Genomic DNA, 13,321 nt, shown 5'->3' with positions numbered 1-13,321 from the left:
CCGAAACAGACCTACAGGAACCACCATGAGGAAACCCTTAAGCCGACATCGGCCCCGATGTGGCGTATGAGCGTCGAGTTACCGTTTACGCCGGTGGATTCGATCATCCGTCGAAACGCCGGCTCGCTTCGGGTCGGGTCGGACGCGACCGAAGCACTCACCGAACGGATTCAGGACCGTGGGGCTGGGTTGGCGGTCGAGGCAGCAGCGCGGGCGAGCGAGGACGGCCGCAAGACACTGATGGCAGCGGACTTCGGCGTCGACGAGGTTCCTGATCCCGACACGCTGCAGTTGCCGATCGCACCTGTCGACCGGATCGCACGCCTCGACATCGACGACCGCTATCGGGTGGCGATGGACGCTCGCGTCGCGCTCGCGTCGATTCTCGAGGCCGAAGCAGATACCGTCGCCGCCGCGGCCGCGCTGCTGGCCCGCCACGCCGGACGCCGCACTGTTAAGGACGACGACATCGAATGTTACGACGAACTCAGGCCGTACTTTGAATGAGGTTTGGCTACCGCGACATCTGCCTCGAACACGACACCGGCGCGCGCCACCCCGAGAGTCCCGACCGTCTGCGGGCGATCAAGCGCACGCTCTCGAAGTGTCACAACGTCGAGTACGTCGCGGCCGACGCCGCGGGTGAGGGGGCGGTGTTCGCAGTCCACGACGCCGACTACGTCGAAGAGATCCGCGAATTCTGTGCCGACGGCGGCGGCCACTGGGACGCCGACACCGTCGCCGTCGAGGAGACCTGGGACGCCGCGCTCGCCGCGGCCGGACTGGCCCAGTGGGCCGCCGAAGCCGCTCTCGACGGCGCTGACGGCCGACAGACGCCGTTCGCGCTCGGACGACCGCCGGGTCACCACGCCGTCGAGGACGACGCGATGGGATTCTGTTTCATCAACAACGTCGCCGTCGCCGCCCAGCACGCCCTCGATGTCGGCGGCGCCGACCGCGTGGCGATCCTCGACTGGGACGTGCATCACGGCAACGGCACGCAGGACATCTTCTACGATCGCGGGGACGTCTTCTACGCCTCGATCCACGAAGAAGGACTGTATCCGGGGACGGGCGCACTCGGTGAAACAGGCGAGGACGGCGGCGAGATGACGACGCTGAACGTCCCGTTCCCGCCCGGCTGTGGCGACGCCGAGTACATGGCCGCACTGGAGGAGGTGATCGGACCCTCGATCGCGGACTTCGATCCCGACTTGCTGCTCGTCAGCGCCGGCTTCGACGCTCACGAGCACGATCCGATCTCACGGATGGTCGTCACGACCGACGGCTACGGCCTCCAGACCGCCTACCTGCGAGACCTCTGTGATCGCATCGACGCCGGTCTCGGGTTCGTCCTCGAAGGCGGCTACGGCCTGGAGACGCTCTCGGATGGTGTGAAGATGGTCCACGAGGTCTTCGACGGCCACGAACCACACGCTCACGACTGGACGGTCGACGACAGCGGTCGCTCGGTCGTCGACAACCTCAAAGACGAGGGATTCCCGTCGACCGATCCCGTCGATCACGTCGAGGACGAAGATGGAGACGAAGACGACGATGTCGACAGCGACGACTCTTGACGCTCGTGTTCAATCCGCGGCCTGCTCGCCACCCAGGACGTACTCGCGGGTAATCTCGACCATCGACTTGCGGTAGTCGCTCTCGTCGGGCTCGGGATCGAGCGCCCGAAACCGGTGTTTGAACGTCTCGAAGCCGACCTCGGGGGCGTCCCGGGCGGCCACCCTGGCGAGTTCGTAGATCCGATGACCGCGGTCGAGGAGGTCGTGGCGCTCACACAGCGCCAGCGCGAACGCGGCGTTGACGGCGGTGATGTCGGGATCGGCAGCAGGAGTCAGCCGTTTCCACGCTGGGGACGTGGCAGTCGGTCGATCCGCGACCGCCGCCGCCAGCGTCGACTCGAAGAATCGAACGAGCTTTTCAGTCGGTGCTAGCCCGATCCAGAGGTCGTCGGCGTAGATGTCCTTGACGTGGTTGGCTATCTGATAGCAGTGTGTCACTTTCCGCCGCTCGACGCTGCGGCCCGTCAGCGCCAGAAAGAGCACTTCTTCCAGGGACTGGACGTGCGAGGGGTGGCCGTCTTCGTGGTGACGCATGTGCCCGAACTCGTGCAATGCGAGTTCGCGGGCCATCGCGCTCGTGGCTGCCTGCCGGGAGATGACCAGTCGGTGTGTGTCGTCGTCGTGGCTGACCCGCGTCCGCTCGTCCGGATCCTCCCTGATCTCGATGTGGACCTGCTGTTGGAGGTCGTGCTCGGTCTCGAAGAGGCTCGCCGCACCGAGGAACGGTTCTGCCGGGCCGTCGCCTGTGACCCGTATGTCCATGTGTGTTGGTCACACGGGGCAGAGACGTATGACTGTTTGGGAACGCATAGCTCCTTTCCGGTCGTCTCCACCGGGCTTCGACGTTCGTGCGCCTGTATAGCGCACTCACGCGGAAACACCGGCAGTCCGCTCGACAGGCTCGCTCCCTGCCGAGCTTCCGCGTTCGCGCTCCAATCGTCGCGCTCACGCGGAAACACCTGGAGACGCCTCGTTCCCTCGGCGCCTCCCGAGCTTCGGCCTTCGGGCTCTGAACCGTCGCCCTCAGGCCGAAACACTACCCTTTTGACCCTCCTTCCGGTAGAGACGCGCATAATGGGCCGACGCAAGAAAATTGTCCAGGAATGTGAGACACTGATGGACAAGCCGGAGAACATCCGGAACATCGCCATCGCTGCTCACGTCGACCACGGCAAGACGACGCTGACAGACAATCTCCTCGCCGGTGCCGGCATGATCGCCGACGAAGGCGAGGCGACGAAGCTGATGATGGACACCGAGGAAGACGAACAGGAACGCGGGATCACCATCGACGCGGCCAACGTCTCGATGACCCACGAGTACGAGGACACCAACCACCTCATCAACCTCATCGACACCCCCGGCCACGTCGACTTCGGCGGGGACGTCACGCGAGCGATGCGCGCCGTCGACGGCGCGCTCGTCGTCGTGGACGCCGTCGAAGGGGCCATGCCTCAGACTGAGACGGTGCTGCGACAGGCACTCCGCGAGGGTGTCAAACCGACCCTGTTCATCAACAAGGTCGACCGCCTCATCTCCGAGCTCCAGGAAGGGCCCGAGGAGATGCAGGAGCGTCTCCTGGCCGTCATCCGCGACGTCAACGAACTCATCCGCGGCATGACCGAGGAGATGGACGACATCGACGACTGGACCGTCTCCGTCGAGGACGGCACGGTCGGCTTCGGGTCGGCGCTGTACAAGTGGGGTGTCTCGATGCCCTCGATGCAGCGCACCGGGATGGACTTCGGCGAAATCATGGAGCTCGAACGCGCCGACAAACGCCAGGAACTCCACGAGCGGACGCCGCTCAGCGATGTCGTGCTCGACATGGTCTGTGAGCACTTCCCGAACCCCATCGATGCCCAGCCGATGCGCGTGCCGCGCATCTGGCGTGGTGACGACGAATCCGAACTCGCCGAGGACATGCGTCTGGTCGACGAGAACGGCGAAGTCGTCCTGATGGTCACCGACATCGGTATCGACCCTCACGCCGGCGAAATCGCCGCCGGCCGTGTCTTCTCGGGCACCCTCGAAAAGGGCCAGGAGCTGTACGTCTCCGGGACTGCGGGCAAAAACCGCGTCCAGAGCGTCGGTATCTACATGGGTGGCGAACGCGAGGAAGTCGAGAAAGTCCCCGCGGGGAACATCGCCGCCGTCACCGGCCTCAAGGACGCCATTGCCGGCTCCACGGTCAGTAGCGTCGAGATGACGCCGTTCGAGTCTATCGAGCACATCTCCGAGCCAGTCATCACCAAATCCGTCGAGGCACAGTCGATGGACGATCTGCCGAAGCTCATCCAGACGCTCCAGCAGGTCGCCAAGGAAGACCCGACGATCCAGATCGAGATCAACGAGGACACCGGTGAGCACCTCATCTCCGGGCAGGGTGAACTCCACCTCGAAGTCATCGGCCAGCGTATCGAGCGCAACCAGGGCATTCCGATCACCACCGGTGAACCGATCGTCGTCTACCGCGAGGCCCCCCAGAGTTCGAGCCGCGAGGTCGAGGGTATCTCGCCGAACCGCCACAACCGCTTTTACATCACCGTCGAACCCCTCGACGAGGACATCGTCGAGACGATCAAGCTCGGCGAGGCCAGCATGGACATGCCCGAACTGGAACGCCGCGAAGCGCTCCAGGACGCCGGCCTCGACAAGGACACCTCCCAGGAAGTCGAGCACATCCACGGCACCAACATCTTCATCGACGACACGAAGGGGATCCAGCACCTCAACGAGACGATGGAGCTCGTCATCGAAGGCCTCGAAGAGGCCCTCGACGACGGCCCGCTGGCCAACGAGCCGGTTCAGGGGTCGCTCATCCGCCTGCACGACGCACGCCTGCACGAGGACGCCATCCACCGCGGTCCCGCCCAGGTCATCCCGGCCGTCCGCCAGGCCGTCCACAACGCCCTGATGGACGCCGAGATCCGCCTGCTCGAACCGATTCAGGACGTCCGTATCGACGTCCCTAACGAGCACATGGGCGCCGCATCGGGTGAGATCCAGGGCCGCCGTGGCCGCGTCGACGACATGTACCAGGAAGGCGACCTCATGGTCGTCGAGGGCATCGCGCCCGTCGACGAGATGATCGGCTTCTCCAGTGACATCCGCTCGGCCACGGAAGGCCGCGCCTCCTGGAACACCGAGAACGCCGGCTTCCGCGTCATGGCCGACAACCTCCAGCCGGAGAAGATTGCCGAGATCCGCGAGCGCAAGGGCATGAAGCAGGAACTGCCCGAGATGATCGACTACTTCTAAACCACTTTTTCTCGCTCGGGTGTCCTCGCGAGCGCATGAACGCGCTCGCTGCGGGCACCGCTCGCGAGAAAAACTTGGGGAAAAAGCCGGAATCGCCTTGCGAGGGCGATTCCGGTGGTCAACGGTGTGTAACGACGTTGACGTCGTCAGAGCTTCGCTCTGACGGAAAAACGCCTCCCTGTGGTCGGTGTATGCTGGACCGCGACCGCGGTTCGAACACTTTCTCACTCGACGCTGCCCAGACACTGCTCACAGTAGTCCACGCCGCTGGCGCTCTGCGCACCGCAGTTCGGGCACTCCGAGCCACCTCTCGGCCCTCGAATCGACAACACAGCCTCGATATCCTTGCCGAGAAACGTCGGCCGCGGGGCGATCGTCGTCTCCGGGAAGTGTTCCGCGTCGAGTCGCTGGACCAGTTCGTCGTCCCGCAACGCCATCAGTCCGCGCCACAGTCCCAGAAACAGCAGTGACGGCAAGACGGAGAGCACGAGGGTGAACGCCAGCCAGAGGAGTCCCTCCATGGGTGTGCGTAAGGGACCACTATGAGTAATGTGTGTCGTTCGGTACCACGGGACGTGAAACTGGCAGCACCGGGAACTCAGAAGTCGTCTTCGAACCAGAACGCACCGTCGCGCTGCACGACCTCGCCGTCGAGTTCGATGTAGGAATTCTCGCTCATGTCCGCGATCATGTCGACGTGCACGGCCGAGGAATTCTGCTCGTTGTCCTCACCCACCGTCTCGGGGTAGGCCCGGCCGACGGCCATGTGGACGGTGTCGCCCATCTTCTCGTCGAACAGGATGTTCCGCGTGAAGCGGTCGATGTCGCGGTTCATCCCGATGCCGAGCTCGCCCAGGTACCGAGCGCCCTCGTCCGTGTCGAGGATGTCCGTCAGATAGTCCTCGTTCTTCTCGGCGCTGTGCTCGACGACTTTCCCGTCCTCGAAAACCAGGTGTGCGCCGGCGATCTCGTGACCCTCGTGGTAGATCGGGATGTCGAAGTACGCCTCGCCCTCGACGCTGTACTTTTTGGGCGCGGTGAAGACCTCGCCGCCGGGGAGGTTGGCCTCGCCGTAGTCGTTGAGGGTTTTGTTGCCTTCGACGGACATCGTCACGTCCAGGGTGTCGCCCGAGACGATGCGGACGTCTTCGGCCTCGGTGAGTCGGTCGGCCATCTCCTGCTGGTGTTCGCGCACGGCGTCCCAGTCTTTGAGGATGGCGTCCCAGACGAAGTTCTCGTACTCCTCGGTGGCCATCTCGGCCACCTGGGCGTTGGCGGGCGCGGGGTAGAGCGTGAGGTTCCAGGGTTTGTTCAGGCGCGTCTCTCTCACCGGTTCGTAGGCACGCTCGTAGTCGGCCTTGGTTTCAGTGTCGACGTCGCTCAGTTGTGTCTCGTTGTCGCTGCCCTTGATCGCGATGTAGGCGTCCATCGCCTCGTAGAGGGCGCCGGTGTGTTCGGGCGTCTCGAACTCACCGTCGTAGTTGTTGAGATACGCCCGGCGGAAGCGCTGGCCGAGCCGTTCCTGAATCACGAGCGGGTGCCCGCCGACGTCGGCGACGGCCTCGACGAGGGCGGTCGTGAGGTCCTCTGCGACGGGGTGGGCGTCGATAACGACGTGATCGCCGTCTTCGCAGTCGATGGAGTGGTTGACGATGATCTCGGCGTGTTCACGGATTCGTGGGTCCATATCCCCACCCTCGGGCGGCGTGGGCTAACTATTTTCGCCCGGAGAGTCACGCTCTTCAGCCCGAGGCCCATACCGACGACTATGCAGCGGGAGATCCGCGTCGGCCGCTCGGAGTCGATCTACGAGGACGCCCTCACCGTTCGGAAGACGGTCTTCGTCGAGGAGCAAGGCGTCGACCCCGAGATCGAGGTCGACGAACACGACGAGACGGCGATCCACCTCGCGGCCTACGACGACGGCGAGCCGGTCGGTGCAGGTCGATTCCGCACACTCGACGACCGGACGGGTAAAGTCGAGCGAATCGCGGTGCTGGCCGACTACCGCGACGGGGGACTTGGCCGTGCGATCATGGGTCGCATCGAGGAGATCGCTCGCGAGGAAGGCGTCGACCGGCTCGTCCTTCATTCCCAGACGCGGGCCGCGCCGTTCTACGCGCGGGTCGGGTACGAGCAGGTCGGCGAGGAGTTCGAAGAAGCAGGGATCCCGCACGTCGAGATGCGCACGGAACTGTGAGAGCCGGGTAGTTTTTGCTCCTCGACCGCCCAGAAGAGAGTGATGGGTGTCGACGTGCCGCTGTCGGCAGTTCGATCGGACTTCGAGCAGTTGCGCCCCCGGGTGGCTGCTGCCGACGGCGACCCCCTCTTTCGGGGGACTCACCAGTACGGCTACGCGACAATCGAGCGAACCTACTACCTCTCGGAAGGCGTGCTGGCGGTCGAGACGGCCTACGTCGACGGCGAGGAGACGGTGACGACCGTCGACGAGAGCTGGCTGCTCGAAGACGATGGCCGGCGAGTGCGACACACAGGTCAGGAACTGCTGGCGTTCTGTGAAGACCACCACTATCTGCACCGCAAGGACGATATCGAGTTCTGTCTCGACGGGACCGCCGCCGAGGGTCGGGATCCGGTCCCCGACGCCGACGTCACCTCGACCTTCCAGCCGGCGACCGCAGTCGAAATCGAGGACGGTGCAGCATTGCAGTACGAGGGTGTGCACGAGGCCGGCGAGGCTCGTGTCGAGCGGTCGTTCTTCTGTAGCGAGTCGGACGGCAGTCTCAGAATCCGGACGCGATACATCTGGGACGGCGAGCACCTGGGCAGTTTCGAGCAGTCCGAGCGACTGCTCGACGGCGGCGAGTTCGTCGCCACGACTGGCGAGCCGGTCGACGCCTTCTGTCGTCGGACTCACCTCGTCGATCCGGAGGCCGACATCCGCTACTGTGCCCGGCTCGTCCGCGACGAGCAGCCGTCTCCGGACGCCGAAGACGTCTAGTCCATCCAGTCGGGGTCGGTTCGGGGCGGACTGAAGACGTCGATTCCGTCGACCGGGACGTCGCTCCTGTTTTCGGCCTCGTGGGGGACGCCACCGGGGATGACGTAGGATTCGCCTGGGCTGATGACGAACTCCTCGTCGTCGATGACGAACGTAAACGTTCCGCGCGTGACGTAGCCGGCCTGTTCGTGCTCGTGGCTGTGTTCGGGAACTGTCGCGCCGGGTTCGATGTGGAAGTGCTGGACGCTCATCTGCTCGCCCGCGCCGAGCTGTGTGAGGTGGACGCCGTCGACGACCTCGACCGTCTCGCCGTCGGCTGGTGCGGCTGTCTGCATAACCGGATCGACTCCCGGCACGGACTTAAGCGATGGCCCGACGCTTTCTTGACGCCGGCCGTCTACGCTCGGGTATGTACGCCGTCGTGGGGTGTAGCGACTGCAGCGCGCTCTGGGTCGTCGAGGGCCGGCCCGAGACCACCCAGTGCCCTCGCTGTGGGAGCCGGAAGCAATTCGCCCGGCTCAAGCAGTTCGTCTCGACCGAGGACCCCGACCACGCAAAGCAGGTCCGGGCCGCCATGCTGGCGAAACGCCAGGGCCAGGCCGAGGCCTTCGCCGACCTCGACGACTTCGCGACCATGGAGACCTACCTCGACGAGGCGGGGGTCGACGACGCCGACTATCTCGAAGCCAGTGGGATCGACCCCGAGGAGGCGACCGCTGCCGGAGAGCGCGCCGAGCGCGGACAGGGCGGCTCCCGGAGCCGCAAGCAGGTCGTCAGGGACGCCCTGGCCGAACTCGAGGAGCCGACGACTGAGGATGTCCTCGCGTACGCGAGCGAACACGGCGTCGACACCGAGTACGTCGAGCGCGCCCTGGAAAAGCTCGTCCGGGCCGGTGAGGTCTCGGAGTCCCGTGGGACGTATCGGTTGCTCTGACGAGCAGCCCGGTCGCGGCCGTTCGGAGACAGCCGGCAGTATCAAATGCTTTCGCGTCGAAGGGCCGACAATGGCATCGACACTTTCCGATAGTCGTCGCGATCTGGTACTCGGTGCCGGTGCAGCAGTCGGTGGCCTCTTGCTCGGGCTGGCGCTTGTGGGTCTGGTCCTCACCGACAGCCTCGAAGCGCTCACCGGGACGCTGGTCGTGGCCGTTCTCGTGGTCGGTGCGTTCGCCTATGGGATCGCCGGCCTCTACGACATCGTCGCGCTCGGCATTCCCAAGCGCGGCGTCGGCCATCTCGTGACCGGGGCCGGGATCGTCCTGGCGTTGCTCGCGCCCTACGGCTCGTCCGAGCGGCTGTTCGTCGCCGCCGGCGCCTTCGCGGTACTGGCCAGCGGCGGCTATCAGCTCGCCCTCGTCGCGGACCTCCTCTCGGCGAGCGAAGAACCCGCGACGGAACTCGAAGGTGACGGCGAAGCCGGCTAGGGACCGCCATTCTCAAGCCCGTGGCTCGCGAGGATTCGGTCGATGAGCGCCTCGAACCAGCGGGTGTGGCTCGATCTGTTGAGCAGCCTCTTCGGCGTCTTCGCCGGAGTCGTCGTCGTCGCCAACGGCTTCGTCGGCCCGCTCACCGTCGGTGACGCGGACCTCGGCGTGGCTGCGATGGGGCTGGTCGGCGCGGGCTTTGCCGGCGTCGGCGTCGGCCACCTCCGTATCGAGGACACCCACCGCGGCATGGGCGAGATTCTGGCCGGCGTCGGTGCGATCTTTCTCGGCGTCTCCTATCTCGTCACGCCCGCGTTGATCCCCTTCGCCATCGGTGTCCTCGGAATCGGCGTCGGTGGGGTGATCGTTCTCGCCGAGAGTTTCGACTACGTGGGCGAGGAGTGACCTGCTCAGCGGCCGTGCTCGGCGTGGGCACTGGCGAGGTGCCGGCCGGCGAGCGCCCCCAGGAGCGAGAGTTCGCCAGCGAGCGCGCCGGCGGCGACGACCTCCGCCAGCGCGTCGCCGTTGCTGCCGGGCGGATCGCCACCGCCCGCGATCCCAAGGATGTCGAGGGCCTCGGACTGAGTGGGTAGTTTCGTCCCGCCGCCGACGGTCCCGACCGCGAGTGAGGGCAGCGTCACCGAGGCGTACAGCCCTGATTCGCGGGCCTCGACGCTGGTGATCGCGTTGGCTCCCTCGACGACCTGGGCGATATCCTGGCCCGTCGCGAGGAAGGCGGCGGCGACGACGTTGGCGACGTGGGCGTTGAAGCCGAAACTCGCGGCCTTGGCACTCCCGATCAGATTCTTGCGGGTGTTGACTTCGGCGATGGCCTCGGCGGTCGTCCCGAAGCGGGCCTCGACCACCTCACTGGGGAGGAAGACGTCGGCGGCCACGGATCGGCCCCGGCCCTGAATGGCGTTGATGGCGGCGGGCTTCTTGTCGGTACAGAGGTTGCCCGAGACTGCGACCAGCGACGCCGGCGTCTCTTCTTCGACGACTTCAGCGGCCGCGCGGGTCGCGATCGTCGCCATGTTCATCCCCATCGCGTCTTTGGTGTCGTATGAAAACCGAAGGAAGACGCTGTCGCCGACGACGTAGGGGGTCACCTCCTGTAGTTCGCCGTGGCTGGTCGTCGACTCGGCCGCGGCGGCGAGGTCGTCGAAACTGGCCCGGACCCAGTCTGCGACTGCGGCCGCCTCTTCGACGTTCGCGACCGAGAAGACCGGTGCGCGCGTCATCCCGCGCTTGAGGACCCGTGTACTCGCTTCACCGGCGTCCCGGATCGCTGCCGCACCGCGGTTGACGCTGGCCACCAGGGCTCCCTCGGTGGTCGCGAGCGGCAGATAGACGGCGTCGCTCGTGCATTCGCCGTCGATCGGAAGCGGACCGGCGATCGCGAGCGGGATCTGGGTCGCACCGATCATGTTCTCGACATTGGCGTCGGCTACAGCGGCGTCGAAGGCGTAGTCTGCGATGGTGTCGAGGTCGGCACCGACTTCTTCGGCCAGGAGATGGCGGCGGGCCGCGGCGGCGGTGGCGGCGTCGGCGTGGTCTTCGAGTTCGTACAGGCGGAGGTCGCCGTCCCGGACGCGTGCGGCGAGGGTCGCGGCGTCGGTCATACTGGAGCCAGGCCGCCGAGACGCCTAACAGTTACTCTATCACCGACCGATTCCGTCTCGTTCCCGTGAGAAGTGTGGTGACACCCGCGACCCCCACGGAGTCATGTCAGACACGGATGTCGGGGCCATCGGTAGACAGGGTCGGAAGTGCCACCTACACGTAGGTATGGCAGTCAAGGCAGAGTACGTACACCCCCGACTGTTCGGCCTTTTTTGAATGATGGTACGCCACCGGCAGTAAATATATCACCTTTCCCGGGACGGCGGGCTGGTCGGTACAGCCGTCGGGACGGGTCTACCGCCCGTGTTCCTCGTGCGCGCTGGCGAGGTGTCGACCTGCCAGCGCACCCAGCAGTGAGAGTTCACCAGCGAGGCCCGCGCTCGCGATCACTTCCGCCAGCGCGTCGCCGTTGGTGCCGACGGGGTCGCCGCCGCCTGCGAGGCCGAGCACGTCCAGGGCTTCGCTCTGGGTCGGCAGGCCGGTCCCGCCGCCGACAGTCCCGACTGGGAGCGACGAGAAGGTCACGGAGGCGTACAGCCCGTCGTCGCGCGCCTCGACGCTGGTGATGGCGTTCGAGCCGTCGACGACGTGGGCCTCGTCCTGGCCCAGCGCGAGGAACGCCGCGCCGAGGATGTTCGCGACGTGGGCGTTGAATCCCAGCGCCCCGGCTTTCGCGCTCCCGACGAGGTTCTTGCGGGTGTTGACCTCGGCGATGGCCTCGGCGGTCGTCCCGAAGCGGTCCTCCACCACGTCGCTGGGCAGGAAGACGTCGGCGGCGACGGTGTAGCCCCGCCCCTCGACGGCGTTGATGGCGGCGGGCTTCTTGTCGTTACAGAGGTTGCCCGAGACCGCGACGAGCGAGGCGGGGGTCTCGTCCTCGATCAGTTCGGCGACCGACCGGGAGGCGATGGTCACCATGTTCATCCCCATCGCGTCGCCGGTGTCGTAGTGCAGGCGCAGGTAGACGTTGTCGCCAACGACGTACGGTGTCACTTCCTGGTACTCGATGTGGGGATCGGTGGCGTTTGCGACCTCCTCGATCTGGTCTTCGTTGTCCTCGACCCACTCGACGACGTCGGCGGCCTCCTTGACGTCGGCGACGGAGAACACGGGCGCGCGGGTGATCCCGTACTTCAGGACTTCCGCGTTCGCCCCGCCGGCGTCGCGGATGGCGGCCATGCCGCGGTTGACGCTGGCGACGAGCGCCCCCTCTGTCGTCGCGAGGGGGACGTAGAAGTCGTCGTCGGCCGCGGAGCCGTCGACCGGGACCGGCCCGGCGACGCCCATCGGGATCTGGGCGGCCCCGATCATGTTCTCGATGTTGGGGTCGGCGCGCTCGGCCGGGAACGAGAAGTCCGCGACGGTGTCGAGGTCGGCGTCGGTCTCCTCTTTCAACAGCAGTCGACGGGCCTCGGCGGCCGTCTTGGGGTCGGCGTGATCCTGGAGTTCGTACAGACGGAGGTCGCCTGATTCGACACGATCCGCGAGCTCTTGTGCACTCGGCATGCCAGCAGGTGACAGCCCCGCCACCCTAAGCGTTGCTCTTGGCGGTGGCTCTTTCCCGATCGAAACCGAGTCGGTCGCTATGGAACCGCGAACCTACCTTCGTCTGGAAGGACTGGCTGTCTTCGCCGGCGCGCTCGCCGTCTATTTCACCCTCGGCGGCCCGTGGTGGCTGCTGGTCGTGCTCGCGCTCGCGCCGGACCTGGCGATGGTCGGCTATCTCGCCGGGCCGAAGGTCGGCGCACTGAGCTACAACACTGCCCACACGTACGTTCTCCCGGCCGCGCTCGGCGGGGCAGGAATATATGCCGACGTCTCGATGGCTGTCCTCCTCGCGCTGATCTGGGCCGGCCACATCGGCGCCGACCGCGCGGTCGGCTACGGGCTGAAGTATTCGAGCGGGTTCGAAGACACGCACCTCACGACACAGCCTGCGCCGCTCGATGCACTGACCCAAGAATAGGTTCACGGCCAGCTTCAAGTCCGTCACGCTCGACCACCCAGACATGACCGACGCTGCCGGGATCTACGCACGTGAATCGGACCTACTCGACCGCTACGTTCAGATCGGGGCCGCCGGCGAGCGCGTCCTCGCCGTGTCGTTTCCAGGGACACCGGACGCGGAGGCGGGGACCGATCACCCGCTACTCGACCGGATCGAGGCGTATCTTGAGGGCGAAGACGACGGCTTCGCGGACGTGACGGTCGCGCTCACCGTGCCGACCGACCAGCGAAAAGTGCTCGAAGCCGTTCGGGAGATCCCCTACGGTGAGCAGGTCAGCGTCGAGCAACTGACGCGGATGACTGCCGGACTCGACCCCGAGGACGACGACGACCGACGGCAGGTGCGGACGGCGCTGGACGCAAATCCCGCGCCGCTTCTCATCCCGGATCATCGCGTCAGGGACGGCCCCAGCGGTGCGCCGCCGGGCGTCGTCCAGCAACTCAGAAAGGTCGAACGGCTATAG

The 13,321-nt window shown here is 65.9% G+C and carries 16 protein-coding genes; 10 read left to right on the top strand and 6 right to left on the bottom strand.

The genetic code is table 11. The annotated features are described in order from the left end of the window. The first annotated feature begins 66 nt into the window (after nt 1-66). The gene (locus DV733_RS04205) at nt 67-507 is read left to right on the top strand and encodes a histone (protein WP_049993941.1); all 441 of its coding nucleotides are present in this window, start codon (nt 67-69) and stop codon (nt 505-507) included. Further along, a complete protein-coding gene (locus DV733_RS04200; protein WP_079979420.1) occupies nt 504-1,580 on the top strand; it encodes a histone deacetylase family protein in 1,077 nt (358 codons plus the stop codon). Before DV733_RS04205 ends, DV733_RS04200 begins: the two co-directional genes overlap by 4 nt. Nucleotides 1,581-1,589: 9 nt before the next feature. On the opposite strand, the gene DV733_RS04195 is transcribed toward DV733_RS04200, so the two are convergent. Beyond that, nucleotides 1,590-2,342: a DUF5781 family protein gene (locus DV733_RS04195; RefSeq protein WP_049993940.1), complete on the bottom strand. Its 753-nt coding sequence runs from the start codon at nt 2,340-2,342 to the stop codon at nt 1,590-1,592. 312 nt (nt 2,343-2,654) lie between these two features. Here DV733_RS04195 and DV733_RS04190 point away from each other — a divergent pair, with 312 nt between their 5' ends. Continuing rightward, a complete protein-coding gene (locus DV733_RS04190; protein ID WP_049993939.1) occupies nt 2,655-4,841 on the top strand; it encodes an elongation factor EF-2 in 2,187 nt (728 codons plus the stop codon). A 224-nt stretch (nt 4,842-5,065) separates the two neighbouring features. On the opposite strand, the gene DV733_RS04185 is transcribed toward DV733_RS04190, so the two are convergent. After that, entirely contained in the window at nt 5,066-5,362 is a 297-nt protein-coding gene (locus DV733_RS04185) for a hypothetical protein (RefSeq protein WP_049993938.1), read from the bottom strand. A gap of 77 nt (nt 5,363-5,439) precedes the next feature. After that, nucleotides 5,440-6,528: an aminopeptidase gene (locus tag DV733_RS04180; protein WP_049993937.1), complete on the bottom strand. Its 1,089-nt coding sequence runs from the start codon at nt 6,526-6,528 to the stop codon at nt 5,440-5,442. A gap of 81 nt (nt 6,529-6,609) precedes the next feature. Between DV733_RS04180 and DV733_RS04175 the strand changes: the two genes are divergently transcribed. After that, nucleotides 6,610-7,041 (top strand): GNAT family N-acetyltransferase, encoded by a 432-nt coding sequence (locus DV733_RS04175; protein ID WP_049993936.1) that lies wholly within the window; start codon nt 6,610-6,612, stop codon nt 7,039-7,041. Nucleotides 7,042-7,083: 42 nt separating this feature from the next. Beyond that, nucleotides 7,084-7,803 (top strand): hypothetical protein, encoded by a 720-nt coding sequence (locus DV733_RS04170; RefSeq protein ID WP_049993935.1) that lies wholly within the window; start codon nt 7,084-7,086, stop codon nt 7,801-7,803. On the opposite strand, the gene DV733_RS04165 is transcribed toward DV733_RS04170, so the two are convergent. Beyond that, nucleotides 7,800-8,138: a cupin domain-containing protein gene (locus tag DV733_RS04165; RefSeq protein ID WP_049993934.1), complete on the bottom strand. Its 339-nt coding sequence runs from the start codon at nt 8,136-8,138 to the stop codon at nt 7,800-7,802. The genes DV733_RS04170 and DV733_RS04165 overlap by 4 nt on opposite strands. Before the next feature lie 74 nt (nt 8,139-8,212). Here DV733_RS04165 and DV733_RS04160 point away from each other — a divergent pair, with 74 nt between their 5' ends. The 3 genes from DV733_RS04160 (at nt 8,213) to DV733_RS04150 (ending at nt 9,632) form a co-directional block, all read left to right on the top strand. Continuing rightward, entirely contained in the window at nt 8,213-8,737 is a 525-nt protein-coding gene (locus DV733_RS04160; protein ID WP_049993933.1) for a DUF5817 domain-containing protein, read from the top strand. A 70-nt stretch (nt 8,738-8,807) separates the two neighbouring features. Further along, nucleotides 8,808-9,227: a hypothetical protein gene (locus tag DV733_RS04155; RefSeq protein ID WP_049993932.1), complete on the top strand. Its 420-nt coding sequence runs from the start codon at nt 8,808-8,810 to the stop codon at nt 9,225-9,227. Nucleotides 9,228-9,269: 42 nt separating this feature from the next. Next, the gene (locus tag DV733_RS04150) at nt 9,270-9,632 is read left to right on the top strand and encodes a hypothetical protein (protein ID WP_049993931.1); all 363 of its coding nucleotides are present in this window, start codon (nt 9,270-9,272) and stop codon (nt 9,630-9,632) included. Nucleotides 9,633-9,637: 5 nt separating this feature from the next. Here DV733_RS04150 and hmgA (DV733_RS04145) read toward each other — a convergent pair whose 3' ends face one another. Beyond that, nucleotides 9,638-10,849 (bottom strand): hydroxymethylglutaryl-CoA reductase (NADPH), encoded by a 1,212-nt coding sequence (hmgA, locus tag DV733_RS04145; protein WP_049993930.1) that lies wholly within the window; start codon nt 10,847-10,849, stop codon nt 9,638-9,640. Nucleotides 10,850-11,144: 295 nt separating this feature from the next. After that, nucleotides 11,145-12,356 carry a hydroxymethylglutaryl-CoA reductase (NADPH) gene (hmgA, locus tag DV733_RS04140; protein ID WP_049993929.1) on the bottom strand — a complete coding sequence of 404 codons (1,212 nt, stop codon included), beginning with the start codon at nt 12,354-12,356 and terminating at the stop codon, nt 11,145-11,147. Nucleotides 12,357-12,435: 79 nt separating this feature from the next. On the opposite strand from hmgA (DV733_RS04140), the gene DV733_RS04135 reads away from it, so the two are divergent. Together DV733_RS04135 and DV733_RS04130 are read left to right on the top strand one after the other, a co-directional pair. Continuing rightward, nucleotides 12,436-12,816, top strand: a complete 381-nt coding sequence (locus DV733_RS04135) for a DUF4260 domain-containing protein (RefSeq protein WP_049993928.1) — start codon at nt 12,436-12,438, stop codon at nt 12,814-12,816. A gap of 43 nt (nt 12,817-12,859) precedes the next feature. Then, nucleotides 12,860-13,321 carry an MGMT family protein gene (locus DV733_RS04130; protein WP_049993927.1) on the top strand — a complete coding sequence of 154 codons (462 nt, stop codon included), beginning with the start codon at nt 12,860-12,862 and terminating at the stop codon, nt 13,319-13,321.

This window comes from Halapricum salinum, from assembly GCF_004799665.1.
Classification (GTDB): Archaea; Halobacteriota; Halobacteria; order Halobacteriales; family Haloarculaceae; genus Halapricum; species Halapricum salinum.
The sequence above is the reverse complement of the archived record's forward strand: the minus strand, read 5'-3'. Positions and strand labels throughout refer to the sequence as shown.

What these genes read in the sequence shown, in the direction of transcription:
- DV733_RS04205 (WP_049993941.1), top strand. Translation starts at nt 67, where the DNA reads ATGAGCGTCGAGTTACCGTTTACGCCGGTGGATTCGATCATCCGTCGA.
- DV733_RS04200 (WP_079979420.1), top strand. Translation starts at nt 504, where the DNA reads ATGAGGTTTGGCTACCGCGACATCTGCCTCGAACACGACACCGGCGCG.
- DV733_RS04195 (WP_049993940.1), bottom strand. Translation starts at nt 2,342, where the DNA reads ATGGACATACGGGTCACAGGCGACGGCCCGGCAGAACCGTTCCTCGGT.
- DV733_RS04190 (WP_049993939.1), top strand. Translation starts at nt 2,655, where the DNA reads ATGGGCCGACGCAAGAAAATTGTCCAGGAATGTGAGACACTGATGGAC.
- DV733_RS04185 (WP_049993938.1), bottom strand. Translation starts at nt 5,362, where the DNA reads ATGGAGGGACTCCTCTGGCTGGCGTTCACCCTCGTGCTCTCCGTCTTG.
- DV733_RS04180 (WP_049993937.1), bottom strand. Translation starts at nt 6,528, where the DNA reads ATGGACCCACGAATCCGTGAACACGCCGAGATCATCGTCAACCACTCC.
- DV733_RS04175 (WP_049993936.1), top strand. Translation starts at nt 6,610, where the DNA reads ATGCAGCGGGAGATCCGCGTCGGCCGCTCGGAGTCGATCTACGAGGAC.
- DV733_RS04170 (WP_049993935.1), top strand. Translation starts at nt 7,084, where the DNA reads ATGGGTGTCGACGTGCCGCTGTCGGCAGTTCGATCGGACTTCGAGCAG.
- DV733_RS04165 (WP_049993934.1), bottom strand. Translation starts at nt 8,138, where the DNA reads ATGCAGACAGCCGCACCAGCCGACGGCGAGACGGTCGAGGTCGTCGAC.
- DV733_RS04160 (WP_049993933.1), top strand. Translation starts at nt 8,213, where the DNA reads ATGTACGCCGTCGTGGGGTGTAGCGACTGCAGCGCGCTCTGGGTCGTC.
- DV733_RS04155 (WP_049993932.1), top strand. Translation starts at nt 8,808, where the DNA reads ATGGCATCGACACTTTCCGATAGTCGTCGCGATCTGGTACTCGGTGCC.
- DV733_RS04150 (WP_049993931.1), top strand. Translation starts at nt 9,270, where the DNA reads ATGAGCGCCTCGAACCAGCGGGTGTGGCTCGATCTGTTGAGCAGCCTC.
- hmgA (WP_049993930.1), bottom strand. Translation starts at nt 10,849, where the DNA reads ATGACCGACGCCGCGACCCTCGCCGCACGCGTCCGGGACGGCGACCTC.
- hmgA (WP_049993929.1), bottom strand. Translation starts at nt 12,356, where the DNA reads ATGCCGAGTGCACAAGAGCTCGCGGATCGTGTCGAATCAGGCGACCTC.
- DV733_RS04135 (WP_049993928.1), top strand. Translation starts at nt 12,436, where the DNA reads ATGGAACCGCGAACCTACCTTCGTCTGGAAGGACTGGCTGTCTTCGCC.
- DV733_RS04130 (WP_049993927.1), top strand. Translation starts at nt 12,860, where the DNA reads ATGACCGACGCTGCCGGGATCTACGCACGTGAATCGGACCTACTCGAC.